Here is a 16,778-nt window from a genome sequence, read left to right as displayed (position 1 = left end):
TTCTGCAAGTTTTCTTTCTGTAGCTAACCTTAGAGTGCCGGATCGAGGTCTTGTTTATTCTCCAACAGCATTTATTTGAAAAAAGATGCAATTTGCTGGGCCGGCCTCTGCGCTTCGCTCTTCAAACGGTCGATAAGCGGCCGTTTCTCCTGCTGCCACGCTTCTCTGTCCTTCAACAATCGCAATGCTTCCGATACTACTGCCTCTGCACGGATCATCTTAGTATCAGCAGCAGCCTTCATATCGAGCCGGTTTAAAAATTGGTCAATCTTCGGATCATAAGAAATGCCGATCATCGGAACCTGCTGAGAAGCGGCATAGATTAAGGAATGCAGCCGCATCCCAATCAACAGGTGGCAGCGGCTGACTTCTGAAAGCATATGCTGTGGATGGGTCACATTATTTGCAATCGTAATGCGATTATGGTGCTTAGAGTCCATAAGCCCGATTACATACTCCGAAGCCGCTGTATCGGAAGGAAGATGAAACGGCAGAAAACGAATATGCGCATCACTCTGCTCCAAAATCGACGCTAATGCTTCTGAAAGAACTTTTAGCTCTGAACGATCCTGATTCCAAAAACGCAAGGAGACTCCTACAACAGAAGCTGCTTCTTTTGACAATCCCTCTGCTTGATGTCCCGAAGATGCTAACGGCATTCCCATTACAGGATCAGGCACGACTATCACCTCTTGGGTGACATTCATTCGCTGCAGCAGCTGCTTTGACTCCTGATCACGAACGGATACAAATCTGCACCGATTAAAAACTCCCCGAATCCAGCTGAAAAACATAGGCCGATGAACAGGTCCGATCCCCTGCGAGTATATAAATGTCGGTTTGCCCAGCCATTGTGCGAGCTTCAGTACGGCTAGGTAATAAGGGATAGTTTTGAAGCCTGTTTCATCCTGCAGCAGGCTCCCACCACCGCTAATTAGCCCATCCGCACCTCGAATCGCCCTAATCAGCTCTCCAGGCTTCATTCTGTGTACTGCTTCAACACCATAGGTTTTCTGCGTTTTGGCGGGATCAATGGACAGCACCACAGGAATAAATCGAATGCCCTGGGCCTGCCCTTGCTCCTCCAATGCTAGCAGGATTGATTGAAGAACGGCTTCGTCACCGCTATTATCAAAACCGTAGTAGCCGGACAATACTATCCTTTTTGTAGCAATGGTGTCCAACGACGCCAACTCCTTGTAACAATCTCCCACACTAAAATAACAACAATACCAATCGGTATCCCGAACAATAGACCATAAATATCACGGATAAAAGAAATCTGCAGCGGTGTGTGGAGATGAGCGAATGTATCCACCATAGAGGCTTGTCCAATAACGCCGACCAATACAAGAAGCACAGCACTGCGGTATTTTACACATAAGTAAGCTCCTAGTAAAAATAACGGGTGCGCAATCAAAAATTCTTTGGTACGCGGGCGTATGCCGAGCGTATTCTCCAAAAACGAGCGGAACAGCTTTTCAAATGTAGAAGCTTGCCCCTCATTGCCTGTTCTGGATAAGTAATAGAAGCCTACAGCCGCTATTACGACTGCTCCGATCATCCAAAGCACACTAATATAAGAAGAAAGAAGCTTTTTACCCTTGGCAAGCTTATCTTGATGCGATAAATCATCACTAAACAGCAGCCAGTAAATTGCGACTAAAACGATTGGAGCCAAATGCAAAGCACTTACGCCTCTAAACTGCTCCAGCACAAGAAAATAAGTAATCTGATTGAGCAGGCCTACGATAAAGCAGGCTCCCATTACCGAAATAAGAGAGGTACGCAGTAAAAGTAGGATAGCGAAGCCCAACTGAGAGCCTGTCTTCTTCGCTTTAAACTTTTGCCTCGCTGTTCGAATTGCAAGCATCGTTGCTAAAGTAGGTGCGCTTGTCCCCGCGGCAAGCGCAAGACCTTGCGCAAACAAGCTGGGCGAAAGTACATACAAGCCTGCAGATCCAATCATCCCTAATATGAAGACAAGCAGCGTGATTTCCGATATGAAATAAGAAATCGTCAGCGCAACTAGCGCAACGGCTCCTAGCCATACGAAGCCTTTGGCAACTTGGAGCCAGCCTGGATACATAGGCACGAATTTCTCAGCAATTCCTATCGTGAACCCAGCTTCCTTAATACGCGGAATAGCCCCATCTTGCCCATCTAGGCTATCATAAATAGCTTCCATGGGGTGAAGAATTTTTCCTTTGTCAAGATTTTTTACCGCTCTTGCATTCAGAAACACTATCCGGATGTTACGGTCTTTTACCGCCAATACAAACCGGTCCGCAACTCCTTGGACGCGTTCCTTCAATTCCTGCTCGGTCAGGTTTTCCGTAAGCTTCTCGCCGTCTCTTTCGGTAAACGAATGCAGACGGACCACGTTATAGCCGAGCATTTTCGAAAGTCGGTTAAATCCTTTTTGCTGCGTCTTTTGCAATTCAATATTGGCTAATCCCATATTATGCTTCTTCATTAGTTCAGCCATGGTATCGATATTATCCAAGTTCTTATCGTTAATGTAACCTGGAACCGTCTCACCGTCGATAATAAATCTCTTGGTTCCATACTGTTGAAGCTGGGCTAACAGATTGTCCATACGTACGGCATCGAACGGCCTGCGGTTGGATAACCTAACGATAATTTGAAAACCTTGCTGCTTCAACATTTGAAGAGAAATTGGATCAGGATCCATCGTTTGGAGCATGGCTTCTTCCTGTCCCATCTCGATAATCATTCCCGCCTGGTTCTTAAAGCTCCATGGACGCGTTTTTACTTTTAATGCAGAGAAGGTTTCCATTATTAGCGGCTGCAGCTTGTCCTGTGATTCCTTTTCAGCAAATAAGATGTAAGTAAAATTCTCATTAGGCGAAATCGGGATTTGAGTTAATGCCATTGCTTCATGAGAGGAGAACACCTCAATACGTCGGGACAACCTCAGTTCTGAGAGTGTTGCCTCATATACGGCCATGGAACGCACACCTGCTTTTTGCAGCTGCTTCAACTGGTCCGTAACAAACGCACGCGGATCGGTTTGAAAATTGGAGATCTCGAGCAAGTCCCGATAATCGAATGCGAACTCTACTTTACGCGCTGTGTCTTCTTCTGTTTCATATCTGTTATAAGCTAAAGGAAGGGAGGCCAAAACCCCGAGGATTACAAGCCACCATAACCATTTTAAGCCTAACCGGTTCCATTGTAAGTAACGCCCGCTCAACATGCCCACTCCTAATTGTTATTATTGATCTACCCGGCTCATTACTACGTTTACCAGTCCATGAATCGCATCATCTGCTGCTTGTGCAGAGGCACCACACACAGCAAAATATACTTTAATTTTCGGCTCTGTGCCAGAAGGTCGCAAGCAGAACCACGAGTTGTCTGCAAGCGTATATTTCAATACATTTTCAACCGGCAATCCGTACAGCTCCTGCGAGAAATCTTCCACTTTAACGACCTGCTGTCCATTAATTTCAACAGGTGGGTTACTGCGCCAATCTTCCATAATCGATTGAATTTGCTCGACCCCGTCTTTACCTTTCAAAGTCCGTGACTCCAGCTTTTCGAGGAAATAGCCATGCCGCTCATACAACTCCTGCAATACCTCATACAAGGTTTTACCTTGATTCTTATAATAGGCTGCGGCTTCACAGATTAACATAGAGGCAATAACAGCGTCCTTATCTCTCGCATAATTGCCTGCCAAATAGCCGTAGCTTTCCTCATATCCGAACAAAAATTCCGCTTCCTTCGTTGCTTCGAATTGCGTCATTTTCTCTCCGATATACTTAAAGCCCGTCAGCGTGTTTAAGGTTTCAACACCATAATGCTTCGCTACAGCAGCACCCATCTCACTTGTTACAATTGTTTTTATAACAACACCGTTCTGAGGCAATGCTTTGCGCTGCTTTAAGCTGCTTAGTAAATAGTCGACCATAATAGCACCCGACTGGTTACCGGTTAATACGAAATACTCCCCACTAGCGTCCTTCACAACGGCGCCCATTCGGTCGCAATCAGGATCTGTCCCGATAATGATGTCAGCATCAATCTGTCTAGCCAGGCGAATTGCAAGAGCAAAAGCGTCCTTTTCTTCCGGATTCGGTGACTTTACTGTGCTAAATTTGGCGTCTGGCAGCTCCTGCTCCGCTACCACACTTACTTGCTCAAACCCAATTGCTTGCAGCACTGCCCTTACCGATAAATTGCCTGCTCCATGTAAAGGAGTAAATACAATACGGAAGTTATCGCTCATCTGTTTGACGATATCCGAGTTGAGGCTAACCGCTGTAACAGCTTGGGTGTATGAATCATCCAGATCTTGACCAATCCACTGAAGAAGCCCGCTAGACTCTGCTTGTGACCGAGTTTCCCGCTGCACGTCAGAGAAAGATTGAACTTTCTGAATTTCAGCTATAACCTGCTCTGCTTGATCTGGCACCAATTGTCCGCCATCTGCTCCATATACTTTATAACCGTTATATTCCGGAGGATTATGACTCGCTGTAACCACAATACCTGCATCTGCCTTCAAAGCTCTTACGGCAAAAGAGAGTTCAGGTGTAGGACGCAAAGATTCGAAAAGGTAGGCTTTAATACCGTTGCCAGCCAATACCTTGGCGGCTTCTAAAGCGAATTCCGGAGACTGATTGCGGGAGTCGTATGCTATAACCGCAGAGCGGCTGGTCTTCTGTGACTTATTAATAAATTGCGCCAGACCTTGCGTCGCTCTTCCAACCGTATATAAATTAATACGATTCGTACCTGCCCCTATAACCCCGCGGAGACCACCCGTACCAAACTCAAGGTCACGATAGAAACGATCCTCAATTTCTTTGGGTTCGCCAGCAATATTTTTTAGCTCCAATTTGGTGTGGTCATCGATGGCTGGGTCGTTCATCCATAGCTGATATTGTTCCTGAACTCGAATCTCTATAGTCATGATCTAACTCCCTTATCCCATTAGATTTTTTGGTGTTTTCAAACACGGCTATATTAATGCCAAGCAATTATTGCAACACTTATTATTTAGGATCGGAAAGAGCAAACATCAATTCGCCTTCTGCCACTACTTTATCTCCGACTTTGGCCACTGCCTGTCCTTTACCGATTGGGCCTTTCAAACGAGTGATAGTCACCTCAAGAATTAAAGTATCCCCTGGAACAACTTGTCCTCGGAAACGAAAATCATTAATTCCTGCAAAAAAACCTAACTTCCCGCGATTCGCTTCCAGAGACAGCATAGCAACGCTACCCACTTGAGCTAAAGCCTCGACTATAAGAACACCTGGCATAACCGGATAGGATGGAAAATGTCCTGCAAAGAACGGCTCGTTAATCGTTACATTCTTCAAGCCTGTTGCTTTTACCCCTGCCTCCACCTCTAAAATTCGATCGACTAGCAAGAAAGGATGACGATGTGGTATTATCTCTTGAATCTGTGTTGCATCTAACATTGTTAAATGCTCCTTTCGCGGTTTAGTATAAAATCTGTCCATTCAACTTACACTAGGGGTATCCCTTCTGATCTGCAGTAAAGAAGGTTGATATAAGGGAGCTTATGTACAGAATTGCCCAGAGTGGCGAACTGGACCTAAGCTCTTTTTAAATTAACAGCACATTAAATCACAAGGACAACGTTTGTTTGGAAATTAAGGCTCATGTCGGAGAAACTCTCTTCCTTAGCAGGCTTTTAAGTCAAAGCAAACTATCTTTGCATTACGACTAGGCATTTTCACTCTCGTTTTTGTTGAGGCTTTTAAATTGAAAAATGTAAATAAACGAAGTTAGAAAAGAAATAATGATTACGATCCATAAGCACGCAATTGCATAGGGAAATTCGAAGATAATTAGAAGGATAGCCAGATAATACAGTACAGTTGTCAACTTACCCATTACATTAGCAGGAACCGTCTGCTTCCCCCGGAAATGAAAGAAGGCCGAGCCAACTATCATACCCGCGTCACGCAGAAACATAGCTGCCGCCGCTTCCCAGGGTATCATCTTGGAAAACACAAGCGAGAGGATGACTGCTATCATCATTGTCTTATCGGCCAATGGGTCCAGCATGCTGCCCAGTTGCGTTATTTGTCTCCGCTTCCGTGCAAGATACCCGTCCAGCACATCTGTTAACCCTGCCAACAACAAAATGAAAAAAGCTGTCTTAATATAACCGGCTTCAAATACAAATAAATACATGGGAATGAGGAAAAACCGGCATATCGTTAATAAATTGGGCAGGTTCCACATCTCTTTTTGTCTCCCCCCATGTAAATTGGGTATACATCCCATCCTTACATTATAGCGTTGTTAGGGCAAAAATAAAACTCCCTGCCCAGGGAGTTCGAGTGTTTCTATTCTGTTACGCAAATACCAAGTCATATAAGTGACGCCACGTTTCAATTTCATACACATCTTCCAATGGACGCTTACCTATATAGACGTAACCCATTACTAATCCGACAGCAAGCGCCGCTATAGACAGCAGGGGAATACCTACCCATTGGGCTATCAGCCAGATCGTTCGTCTCCGCTTTTTAGAAGACGGAGCCTTAGTCTTTTTCTGTTCCGTTTCCGCCATACCTACCTACCTCACTTCAATCGTTCCGTTAGCCGCTGCGCAAGTTATTCGCAAGGCCCATCATCGTATCCGAAGAAGTAATTGCTCGTGAATTTAACTGAAATGCGCGCTGCACTTGCAGCAAATCCGTCATTTCATCGGCCAGTGTAACATTGGAATTTTCCAAGAAGCCCTGTCTCACCAGTATCGGGTCAACTATATTATTGTTCGCGTCAAGGGTCTGCAGCACTTCTTCACGGTTAGCGATACCATCCGGTAAATCATATAGATTATCACCTATCTGCTGCAATACTTGTGGACGAATAACACGTACCATTTTAATTTGCCCTATATCTATCGGTGGCTCTAGCTTGTCGATCTCGCTATAGGCAAGAACTTTGCCATCTGGCTGGAATTGCACACGGTGATCTACAGGGACGCGAATGGGTTTGTTGTCTGTGTCCACCACATATTGACCATCCTTTGTAGTTAAAAACTTATCACGGTTTGCCGGATCTGTCGAAGGGGACAGTTGAAACGAGCCGTTCCTTGTCCAAATCGTATGCGGCACCAAATTGTTATTGGCATCAAGTGTAAAGCTATTGATTTCAAACAAGCCGTTACCTTCAATAGCAAGATCCAAAGGACTTTGCGTTGCTTGCAGGGAGCCTTGCGCCATATTCAACTGAGCCTGCACGAGCCTAGAACCCCAGCCTTGGTTATACCCTAGTGGAGATAGCCGGCCTTCCTTCTCAAAACCTCTAGGCTGCTGTTTTACACTGGTTAGCACGTCTTGAAACGATGCCTCCTTGCGCTTGTAGCCTGTTGTATTAATATTAGAAATATTGTTGGATAACATATCCAGCTTTTGCTGCAACGCATGCATGGATACAGATGAATTAATCATCGAATGGTTCATAATAGCCTCCTGAGAGCTTGCGGTTTTACCATACAAAAACCAACTCGTAAGATCGTACCGTTATTTATACGCGGCCTACATCGTTAGCAACCTTGTCCATACTTCGATCATAATATTGTACGACCTTTTGGTTGGCTTCATAAGCCCTCATTGCAGACATCATATCTACCATCGATTGACTCGAGTCTACATTCGACCGTTCCACAAATCCTTGCCTTACTTCTACTTGATCCGTAACATCAATCGCACGCGCCAAGCCTTCTTCACCCGCATTGAGGCGGTAAAGTCCATTACCTTCACGTACCAGATGATTCGGATTTTCAATACGGCTGACAAGCAAGCTCATCGGCTCATTGTTGGCATTTAGTATAAAAATTCCATCCGAGTTCGTAAGCTGTCCTTGCTTGGTAATATGAAAATTACTGATGGGGGTCCTAGTCGTCGGATCCAACAGCAAGATAGGCTGTCCATCTCTGCCCATTACCCGATAACCGTCAGCCGTAGTTAATTCACCGCTTGTATCTACGGAAAATTTACCGTTCAGTGAGTAACGCTGTTCGCCATTCGCATTTTCAACCGTAAAAAAAGCTTGAGGCTGAATAATCCGCTGGCCGTTGGCATCGATATACTTTCCGGAAGCATCGAACGTCGCCCCCGGCACTTGAATGTTAGAAACAAGCGCGAAGTCAAACGGGTTATACGTTTCTTGTATATCACCCTGCGCATGGACGGATACATTCTCCTCCGCCATAACACCGGTATTCAGACGACCGACGGGAATGGATGCTCCCTCACCTTGACCGCTGCGAACCCGGGAGATCAGCATTTCCGGAAATGAACGGTTCAATGCGTTCCCTTGCTTAAATCCCGGTGTATTCACGTTAGCAATGTTGTTCGTTACAATATCATGCTTGCGCTGTTGTGAAATCATTCCTGATGCAGCAGTATATAGGCCTCTTAACATATAGAATAGAATCCTCCCCGACGGTCGGCGGTTAATTGTATTGTAGTCGAATTAAAACTTGCGCTTCGAAACCTTATCCAGGTTGTCCAACATAATCCCAGTTCCTTTAACTACACAATGCATGGGATCCTCTGCGATCAGGACAGGCACCTTAAGCTCGTCCGCCAGCAGTTGATCAATGCCGTGCAATAAAGCTCCACCACCTGTAAGAATGACGCCGCGATCAATGATATCCGCAGATAATTCCGGAGGTGTACGTTCCAGTACTGTCTTAGCCGAAGCCACAATCGAGGAAACGGGATCCCACAACGCTTCATAAATCTCTTCTGAATTGATGCTAATTGTCAACGGCAATCCGCTCACCATATCTCTGCCGCGTATATCCATCGTTTCTCTGCGGCCATTCGGATATACAGTTCCGATTCTGACCTTAATATCTTCTGACGTCCGCTCGCCGATCAACAATTTATACTTGCTCTTAATGAATTTCATAATGGCCGAGTCGAACTTGTCCCCCGCGACTTTAATAGAAGAGGAGGTGACGATATCGCCCATTGATAATACGGCTACATCCGTCGTACCTCCACCAATATCCACAACCATATTGCCGCTTGGCTGGAATATATCCATGCCCGCACCAATGGCAGCAGCCTTAGGCTCCTCTTCCAAAAACACCTCGCGCGCCCCGCTCCGTTCAGCCGCTTCACGAATCGCCTTCTGTTCCACGGACGTAATGTTAGTCGGAGCGCAGATCAAAATTCTCGGGTGACTGTACCACCGCTTGCCTCCTACCTTGTTTATGAAATGCTTAAGCATAATTTCCGTAATTTCAAAATCAGCGATAACGCCATCCCTCAATGGGCGAGTAGCTATGATATTCCCTGGCGTTCTTCCCACCATGCGGAATGCTTCCTCGCCCACAGCCAACACTCGCTTCGTATCGCTTTCAATAGCGACAACAGACGGCTCATCCAGAACAACTCCGCGCCCCTTCACATGAATCAGGACGTTCGCTGTCCCCAGATCGATGCCTATATCCTTGCTTAACATTAAAAAGTTCCTCCCTAAACAAAACCGTCCATTCCTAAAAAAAGAAGCGGTACTCCAATTATTATCGTTATTTAAGTAAATTCGCTATTAATTTGCAAAATCCTCTTTTTTTATCCTTTTTTTTCGACAAATATCGCTTCCTTCTGTCGGTTTGGATCGGTAAGGGGGAATACCATCAGAACTTATACCTTACTTAGCTGTCACCAACTTCTCTTGTGCTTTAGGATTGCGTGTCTTCCGATACTTAATCTTCGTAGCTTCCCCGCCCCGCAGGTGGCGAATCGATTTGTGATACTCCAAAATGTGCTTCACTTGATTAGCCAAATCCGGATTTATCTCAGGCAATCTTTCGGTTAAGTCCTTGTGCACCGTACTTTTGGAAACACCGAATTCTTTCGCGATTGTGCGAACCGTATGCTTCGTTTCCACCAGGCAACGTCCGATTTTAATGGTTCGCTCTTTGATGTAATCGTGCACTCCCCTCGCCTCCCTACTCGAGTTAGTTTGGTACATTATATGAGGGGCGTTTACTTATATTCTTTGTTTCCAAGCGTGACAAGCTTTATAAGCCACAATTATTTTCAAGGACAAGCAATAAATGCATGATTTTATACAAAAAAAGAAGGAGCGCGTATACGCTCCCGCTTGTAACTCTGCTTAAACTTAATGCTCAGCGAAGAACTGCTCCGGGTTGACGGATGCTCCGTTCTCCCCTTGCCTTACTTCAAAATGAAGGTGTACGCCTTGATCTTTTTCCAGTTCATTGCGTCCAGCCTTGGCGATAACGTCGCCTTTCTTAACATCAGCGTCTTTAGCAACCTTTATTTCAGCTAAACTCTGATACACAGTTACGAGACCGTTACTGTGCGTAATTTCAACCAAGTTGCCAACAACCGGATTTTTCTCCACGGTCGTGACTTTACCGCTCATCGCAGCCTGTACATCAAACACAGAATTGTCATGCTTCGCAAAATCCATTCCCATGTGCGGTGTAAAGGTATCTCCATACTCAACCATTGCAGCTTGGCGCACTTCATTGGATGCTTTACTATCGAAGTACGGCAGAATTACATCCAGCTCACCTTTTTCCTTAAACGGCAGTTGCATTGTCTCTGTAACGGTATTAACAGCTACTGACTCCGGCTTCATAACATTATTCGTTACTGTGGTAGACTTGCCATCCAAGCCCAGTTCACCATTAAGAGCCGACTTGCCGGCATCCTGGTATACCCACATTAACGTTAAGATAATTGCCGCAGCTGCCATGTACGTTGCAGGAAAAACCCATTTCTTTGCCAAAAATCGTTTCCAAGAAAAAGCTGGACTGCCTTGCACTCCCTCGTTAGATTTAGGAGCCTCTTCATTGTTCTGTAAATCTCTTTTTTGATCATTCATAGATTATCACCTCGCTAACCATTCTTGCCACGGTTACGAGATTTATACGCATAAACAGCTTATTTTTTTAGAAACTTTTATTTTTTTACTAGGTTTGATGCTCTATCTATTTCAATACCGGTATAATAGTACTTCACAATCTGCTCCGCGGTTTTCCCTTCCTTCGCCATTCCATTGGCTCCCCATTGACTCATACCAACCCCATGCCCGTAGCCGAAGGTAGTAATTTGAAGGTCTGAGCCCTTCCAGCTCCATTGAAACTGAGAGGAATTCAAGCCAAGCCGCTCGCGAACCTCGCGACCTGTAAACGTTTTACCTCCAACAACCATTTTCTTGATACGGTGGCCTTGTGTCATCTCCAGTACCTTTAACCCATTGCTGCTGTTTGTAGAGACAGGAAGAACTCCTGTGGTCCCTAGCTTCCGCTGCAGATCCTTAAACGGAACCGTAATTGTCTCCTTATATCTTGGAGAAAGCTTAATATCCCAAGGACTCGGAACGCTTCGCAAATAAGGAATGTATTCATTCCAATAATCCTCGGAATTTTCCGTAAATCCATTGCTTGTTGAAAAAAAGTTGGCTTGGATCGGCTTATCCTTGTAGGTCAGTATCAAATCTTTCGTTTCGTTCACTGCATGGTCCAGCTTGTCCGAATTCGCCTTATACGCTTCAGGGCCCCAACGTTTCTTCAAGTCCTCGTTTGTTACATACGCTTGATGAGCTACGGTATCGGTAACCCAAGCGCCTACAACCGGTACATTACTGGAGTCCTGCTCTATCATTCGCCGAATGATATAAGTCCTTGCTGCTATCGCCTGAGCCTTCATCGCTTCCAGCTCAAACTCTATCGGCATTTCTGCCGCGAGCACGCCTCGGACATACTGCTCCAGAAGCAGCATTTCTACCTTCTTTTGCTTGGACATATAAACGGGGATTTGAAAAGCAGGCTGCTCCGCCAGTTGGCTCTGCTGCAAGCTTGGCGGGGGCAGTACACCTGCGGATGAAGGATCACGTGTATTGCTTTTTACAAGAATGGAAGGAACGATCACTACTACGGCAACAAAACTGGACAGGCATATTGCTGCCCATCGAATTGCTTTCTTTTTGTCCATATTGGTTCCTCCGTCTTTCTGTCGGCGCTAGATTCCATAATGACAGGTAACATCATCATATGAGCCAAAAAGATAGAATAGAACCCGGACATAGAAAAGAGGAGACTCTCTATCATGCAGAGAATCTCCTCTTCGTTTGGAAAGATCAAGCTCCTAAGCCATGCTCGGACTTACGGCGAAGATTGATATAGTTGCTTCCTCTTCTTCTTCCTCGGCAACTACCTCCATGGACATACGTTGAATATCCGCTCCAAGCAATCTAAGCTTGTTCGCAATATCCACGTAACCCCGGTCGATATGATGAGTACCCGTGACCTCGGTCTCACCTTCAGCTGCAAGCGCAGCTAAAATCAATGCCGCTCCTGCGCGCAGGTCTGTTGCGCATACTTTAGCCCCACGCAGTCTGCTGCCTCCGCTTATAACGGCCGTCCGGCCATCGACCTTGATTTGAGCATTCATATTGACCAGCTGCTCGACATGCATAAAACGGTTTTCGAATACCGTCTCTGTTACAATACCGGTGCCATCTGCCGTTAACAGCAACGCCATCATCTGAGACTGCATATCGGTAGGAAATCCAGGATAAGGCAACGTCTTCACATCAACCGTACGCAGCGGCTTGTCTGTATATACACGTAGTCCATTCTCATCTTCCTCGATTTGCACGCCCATTTCCTGCATCTTGGAAATAACCGGACGCAAATGATCGCCAATGGCTCCTTCAATATAAACATCGCTATTAGTGATTGCTGCAGCAATCATGTAAGTACCTGCTTCGATTCGATCCGGTATAACCGTATGTACAGTTCCGCCCAGCTTTTCGACGCCTTCGATGCGAATCAATCCGGTTCCAGCCCCGCGAACTTTGGCACCCATAGCATTCAAATAATTCGCTAAATCGACAATTTCCGGTTCTTTCGCCGCATTTTCAATGGTGGTAATTCCTTCTGCGAGCGACGCAGCCATCATAATATTTTCCGTCGCGCCAACACTAGCAACATCCAAATAAATTTTGGCGCCTTTGAGCCTGCCATTGATCCTAGCCTCAATGTAACCGTGGCCTAACTCAATTTCAGCCCCCATTGCCTCAAAACCTTTGAGATGCTGGTCGATAGGGCGAGTTCCAATAGCACACCCACCCGGAAGCGAGATTCTAGCCTGACCCATACGGGTCAATAAAGGTCCCATCACAAGAAAGGAAGCCCTCATTTTCCGGACTAATTCGTATGACGCCTCGCATGTCTGGATATTTTGGGCGTTGACACGTATCGTTTCATTCTTATATTCAACTTCAATACCTAAGCTTTCTAAAACTTTATTAATTACAATGACGTCATCCAATGGAGGTGCATCATAAATCATGCTTTCTCCGTCTGAACCCAATATAGAGGCGGCAATAATTGGAAGCACCGCATTTTTTGCGCCATGTATTTTAACTCTGCCTGACAACCTTTGGCCGCCGCGGACGATAATTTTGCTCATCATGGTCCCCCTCCGCGCTGTATTCTTTGCACACTGTAACAGTTTAGCATTGAACCCTCAGCATGTAAATTTTCAATTTGTGAAAAACCGGTCACGATAGTATTCGGAGCTAACACAAGGATTTACAACGGTCGTACTATCCATTGTTGACAATATTCACCTTGGTTATTCTGAAATCACTTAAAACATCCCTGGAAGCCAAGTTGACCAATGAAAATAATCAATAACAAAGCGAGCAACCTGATACCCCAAGGCAATAGAAAGCAAGATTTGAAGCAGCTTGCTTTGCACGCTTCTCGGGCGTTTCAGTATTTTTTCCAGATGAATCTCTTGAAGCGCCCACCAGGAGCAGCCTATGCATATCAATACGATGACTATATTCAACAATCCATTCATGCCCATGGAAGTACTCATTTGTTCTGCATAATCCATTCATTTATCCCTACTTTCTTTATTAAAAGGTTATGGCGTCATTTGGGCCAGCATAGTTACAAACTCAGCCCTCGTGGCTTGCTGGTCGGGGCGAAACGTTCCATCCGCATAGCCCCCAATCCAACCTTCGGCCTTCAACTGCTTCAAAATACCAACGCCCCAGTAATTATTATCCACATCCGTAAAAGGGACGTCTCCCCGTTGTTTCCCCGTTTTATTCAAGCTGCGTGCAAACATGGAGATCATTTCCATACGGCTGACTGGCTGATCGGGTGCAAATGACTGATCTGGATAGCCGTCAATAATACCGCTTTGTGCTGCCCTGGCAATGTGAACGAAGGCCCAATGCTTCGGTGAAAGATCCGTATAAGCGATATTCTTTTGCTTAGTAAGGTTAAACGCCCGGCTCAAGATGGTAGTGGCTTCAGCTCGGGTTATCGTCTGATTAGGACGAAATGTATAATCGTCATACCCTTCTATAGCTTTATTCCCGCTCATTTCCAGAATGCTGGCCTGCGCCCAGTGTCCCCGAATATCTGTAAAATTACCCATTAGCGGCTTGGCGTTCACTTTAAATTGATACAGATTTCGATCAAATGCCTGATTCGCAGTTAACTTTACGTAATAGGTGCCTGCCGGCAGCCGTTGTTGAAGCTGAACCGCATTCCATCCATCTGTATTTGTCATAGACCGCATACTTCCGTCATACAAGTACATGTACATGGTAACGTCATCCGGAATGTCCGTCAGGTTGATTTGAACCAGACTATCCTCCAAGACCCTGAATTGAAACCAATCCTGATCATCCAACTTATCTATGAGGCCATAATACGCTGTTTCCAGCGAAACGGTCGTAGCTTGATAGGATCGATTATTCGGTTCATTCGGGTCTATTTGTTTAACGTCATAGTCTATAGTCAATGTATACTCTCCCGTCACCGGGAACTGATACTCTTTCACATTCGATACGCGAATATAATAGCTTCCTGGAAACACTTCAGGTAATATCAACGATTCTGTAATCCCATCATCGCCTTCGTCTACTGTATAAGATTTCTCCCCCTGCTTTTGTACAAACAGAACAGGATCGATCCTGGCAGTATCTACGCTTAAACTAATGCTAAGAGATCCTGATTGCTTTATAGGCAGTTCAAACCAATCCTGATCACCTATTTGATGAAAGGTCCCCTTGAGGGTCTGGCTCCTGGACGGTAATACATAGGCGCTGTATTGACGGTCGTTATCCTCGAATTGATCCCGGTAAATATCAAAAGAAGTGGTTAGCTTATAGAGTACCTCTTGCTTAAAATTGCGGTTGGCTAGCTGCAGCTGCACATAGCTTCGTCCTTTACTCACCTGAACGGTTGCTGGCTGCCCCGGCTTGGCCGTTAGACTGGTGAAAGTACCCTTTGCATCGGTGTGCTGGATGGCTACTTGCTGCCCTTCCGGAATGTCAAAGGTGAAGTTAACCTTACCGTTGTATGGAGCATCAAAGTAGTACCAGTCTTGATCTGCGCCATCCGTAAACGAGGCAGAAATCATTTTGCTGACAGAGATTGATTTGGCTTGATCTTTACGATTATTAGGTTCGTACATATCGGCCAAAGGCATTTCCTTTAAAGCACGGTCTGCCCGCAGCAAGCCATAACCGGTAGAGCTGTCCCAGCCGGGCGCCTCCAGATCATCAGCGGTTTGCCTTAGAAGCTGGCGTATTTGATAAGCTTTCATGCCCGGGTATTTGCTCCAAGCCAATGCAGCGACAGCCGCAACCTGAGGCGCAGCCATAGAGGTGCCATCCTTATATTCATAGGAGCCTCCCCTTGCGGTGGTAAACACATCCCACGGTGCAACCAGGTCAATCTCCGGGCCTGTATTGGAACGTGAATCCGCGGTATTTCCTGTCGTCATGCCTCCTACGGCAAGCACTGTTGGGTATGCGGCAGGATATTTCACTCTGTTCCCCTCATTGCCGGTTGCAGCAACTAACAGTACATCTTTTTCCTCTGCATACTGCACCACATCATTCATGTAATTGGAATATTTATTCAAACCAAGTGACAAAACAACAATTTTGGCCCCATGGTCAACAGCATATCGAATGCCTTCGCCTAGCTTAGCTTCTCCTCCGGATCCATCGGCTTCCAACGCTTTAACAGGCATAATTCGGGCTTTCCACAAAATCCCCGAAACACCCCTATCGTTATTCCCGACAGCACCAACGACGCCTGCGACATTCGTCCCATGACCGTTATCATCCTGAGGCGGACGGCTTGGATTAATTAAGTTAACACCGCTCACCAGGTTCGGCTTAAGATCCGGGTGGTTTAAATCGACTCCAGTATCTACAATGGCTATAGTTATATTGGTGTTGCCTGTTGCAACGTCCCAAGCTTCATTTACATGAATTTGCTCTAAATATGTTTGCTTGGGGACAAACGGATCGTCTGCAGCCGCTGCTATAACGGTCGGACTCTTCGCGTAAATAGACCCTAAAAAAGCCATGAAAACGATAATTCCTGCAACCCCATAACGTATGAAATGATGAATGATCTTTTTATACTGCATTGTCCATGATCCTTTACGCTAAATTAGGAGTAGCCTTATACTGTTCGATAAAACCTTACCATTTCCCTGCAAAAGATAAATAGAAAGTACGTAGTAAAAAGTGGAAGTTTTATGAACAAACTCGGGTGGACAGAAGCTATCTTCTATTTTCTCCCTATCTATTACCCATTTATAAGATCATTACACATAAACCTGCCCTTTATTTCTTTTTTCATCTGCTTGTTCGATCTACATTTGTACGTTTAGAGGGACCCCGCAAACTTATAATTTCTTATCTATAAAAAAAAGCTCAGCGGTCTG

At 45.4% G+C, this 16,778-nt stretch carries 15 protein-coding genes; all 15 read right to left on the bottom strand.

Going from position 1 to position 16,778, the window contains the following annotated elements; all coding sequences use genetic code 11:
• Positions 1–71 precede the first annotated feature (71 nt).
• The 15 genes from csaB to NV381_RS14085 all read right to left on the bottom strand — a co-directional run bounded on the left by csaB (position 72) and on the right by NV381_RS14085 (position 16,478).
• Positions 72–1,184: a polysaccharide pyruvyl transferase CsaB gene (csaB, locus tag NV381_RS14155; RefSeq protein WP_258213937.1), complete on the bottom strand. Its 1,113-nt coding sequence runs from the start codon at positions 1,182–1,184 to the stop codon at positions 72–74.
• Positions 1,157–3,220, bottom strand: a complete 2,064-nt coding sequence (locus NV381_RS14150; RefSeq protein WP_258213936.1) for a DUF5693 family protein — start codon at positions 3,218–3,220, stop codon at positions 1,157–1,159. The genes csaB and NV381_RS14150 overlap by 28 nt, the downstream gene beginning before the upstream one ends.
• An 18-nt stretch (positions 3,221–3,238) precedes the next feature.
• Positions 3,239–4,942 carry a phospho-sugar mutase gene (locus tag NV381_RS14145; protein ID WP_258213935.1) on the bottom strand — a complete coding sequence of 568 codons (1,704 nt, stop codon included), beginning with the start codon at positions 4,940–4,942 and terminating at the stop codon, positions 3,239–3,241.
• 82 nt (positions 4,943–5,024) lie between these two features.
• The gene (gene fabZ / locus NV381_RS14140) at positions 5,025–5,456 is read right to left on the bottom strand and encodes a 3-hydroxyacyl-ACP dehydratase FabZ (RefSeq protein ID WP_258213934.1); all 432 of its coding nucleotides are present in this window, start codon (positions 5,454–5,456) and stop codon (positions 5,025–5,027) included.
• A 268-nt stretch (positions 5,457–5,724) separates the two neighbouring features.
• Complete coding sequence (locus tag NV381_RS14135) at positions 5,725–6,249, bottom strand: CDP-alcohol phosphatidyltransferase family protein (protein ID WP_258213933.1); 525 nt, start codon at positions 6,247–6,249, stop codon at positions 5,725–5,727.
• A 112-nt stretch (positions 6,250–6,361) separates the two neighbouring features.
• On the bottom strand, positions 6,362–6,580 hold the full coding sequence (locus NV381_RS14130; protein WP_258213932.1) for a DNA-directed RNA polymerase subunit beta: 219 nt from the start codon (positions 6,578–6,580) through the stop codon (positions 6,362–6,364).
• 28 nt (positions 6,581–6,608) lie between these two features.
• Positions 6,609–7,478 (bottom strand): flagellar hook-basal body protein, encoded by an 870-nt coding sequence (locus tag NV381_RS14125; protein ID WP_258213931.1) that lies wholly within the window; start codon positions 7,476–7,478, stop codon positions 6,609–6,611.
• Between the two features lie 64 nt (positions 7,479–7,542).
• Positions 7,543–8,442 (bottom strand): flagellar hook-basal body protein, encoded by a 900-nt coding sequence (locus NV381_RS14120; RefSeq protein WP_258213930.1) that lies wholly within the window; start codon positions 8,440–8,442, stop codon positions 7,543–7,545.
• 51 nt (positions 8,443–8,493) lie between these two features.
• A complete protein-coding gene (locus NV381_RS14115) occupies positions 8,494–9,492 on the bottom strand; it encodes a rod shape-determining protein (protein WP_171653271.1) in 999 nt (332 codons plus the stop codon).
• Between the two features lie 189 nt (positions 9,493–9,681).
• Positions 9,682–9,969, bottom strand: a complete 288-nt coding sequence (gene spoIIID, locus NV381_RS14110) for a sporulation transcriptional regulator SpoIIID (RefSeq protein WP_133233977.1) — start codon at positions 9,967–9,969, stop codon at positions 9,682–9,684.
• Between the two features lie 186 nt (positions 9,970–10,155).
• The gene (locus tag NV381_RS14105; RefSeq protein ID WP_258213929.1) at positions 10,156–10,887 is read right to left on the bottom strand and encodes a M23 family metallopeptidase; all 732 of its coding nucleotides are present in this window, start codon (positions 10,885–10,887) and stop codon (positions 10,156–10,158) included.
• Between the two features lie 77 nt (positions 10,888–10,964).
• Entirely contained in the window at positions 10,965–11,999 is a 1,035-nt protein-coding gene (spoIID, locus tag NV381_RS14100; RefSeq protein WP_258213928.1) for a stage II sporulation protein D, read from the bottom strand.
• Between the two features lie 153 nt (positions 12,000–12,152).
• Positions 12,153–13,481, bottom strand: a complete 1,329-nt coding sequence (murA, locus tag NV381_RS14095) for a UDP-N-acetylglucosamine 1-carboxyvinyltransferase (protein ID WP_258214059.1) — start codon at positions 13,479–13,481, stop codon at positions 12,153–12,155.
• A 180-nt stretch (positions 13,482–13,661) separates the two neighbouring features.
• On the bottom strand, positions 13,662–13,913 hold the full coding sequence (locus NV381_RS14090; RefSeq protein WP_258213927.1) for a DUF1146 family protein: 252 nt from the start codon (positions 13,911–13,913) through the stop codon (positions 13,662–13,664).
• Between the two features lie 30 nt (positions 13,914–13,943).
• A complete protein-coding gene (locus NV381_RS14085; RefSeq protein WP_258213926.1) occupies positions 13,944–16,478 on the bottom strand; it encodes a S8 family peptidase in 2,535 nt (844 codons plus the stop codon).
• Positions 16,479–16,778: the final 300 nt, after the last annotated feature.

The sequence above is a fragment of the Paenibacillus radicis (ex Xue et al. 2023) genome (assembly GCF_024722015.1).
Lineage (GTDB): Bacteria > Bacillota > Bacilli > Paenibacillales > NBRC-103111 > Paenibacillus_S.
Note: the sequence above shows the minus strand (reverse complement) of the source record. Positions and strands in the feature narration are given on the sequence as shown.

What these genes read in the sequence shown, in the direction of transcription:
- NV381_RS14145 (WP_258213935.1), bottom strand. Translation starts at nt 4,942, where the DNA reads ATGACTATAGAGATTCGAGTTCAGGAACAATATCAGCTATGGATGAAC.
- NV381_RS14120 (WP_258213930.1), bottom strand. Translation starts at nt 8,442, where the DNA reads ATGTTAAGAGGCCTATATACTGCTGCATCAGGAATGATTTCACAACAG.
- NV381_RS14150 (WP_258213936.1), bottom strand. Translation starts at nt 3,220, where the DNA reads ATGTTGAGCGGGCGTTACTTACAATGGAACCGGTTAGGCTTAAAATGG.
- NV381_RS14130 (WP_258213932.1), bottom strand. Translation starts at nt 6,580, where the DNA reads ATGGCGGAAACGGAACAGAAAAAGACTAAGGCTCCGTCTTCTAAAAAG.
- murA (WP_258214059.1), bottom strand. Translation starts at nt 13,481, where the DNA reads ATGAGCAAAATTATCGTCCGCGGCGGCCAAAGGTTGTCAGGCAGAGTT.
- NV381_RS14115 (WP_171653271.1), bottom strand. Translation starts at nt 9,492, where the DNA reads ATGTTAAGCAAGGATATAGGCATCGATCTGGGGACAGCGAACGTCCTG.
- NV381_RS14125 (WP_258213931.1), bottom strand. Translation starts at nt 7,478, where the DNA reads ATGAACCATTCGATGATTAATTCATCTGTATCCATGCATGCGTTGCAG.
- NV381_RS14135 (WP_258213933.1), bottom strand. Translation starts at nt 6,249, where the DNA reads ATGTGGAACCTGCCCAATTTATTAACGATATGCCGGTTTTTCCTCATT.
- NV381_RS14090 (WP_258213927.1), bottom strand. Translation starts at nt 13,913, where the DNA reads ATGGATTATGCAGAACAAATGAGTACTTCCATGGGCATGAATGGATTG.
- fabZ (WP_258213934.1), bottom strand. Translation starts at nt 5,456, where the DNA reads ATGTTAGATGCAACACAGATTCAAGAGATAATACCACATCGTCATCCT.
- spoIID (WP_258213928.1), bottom strand. Translation starts at nt 11,999, where the DNA reads ATGGACAAAAAGAAAGCAATTCGATGGGCAGCAATATGCCTGTCCAGT.
- NV381_RS14105 (WP_258213929.1), bottom strand. Translation starts at nt 10,887, where the DNA reads ATGAATGATCAAAAAAGAGATTTACAGAACAATGAAGAGGCTCCTAAA.
- NV381_RS14085 (WP_258213926.1), bottom strand. Translation starts at nt 16,478, where the DNA reads ATGCAGTATAAAAAGATCATTCATCATTTCATACGTTATGGGGTTGCA.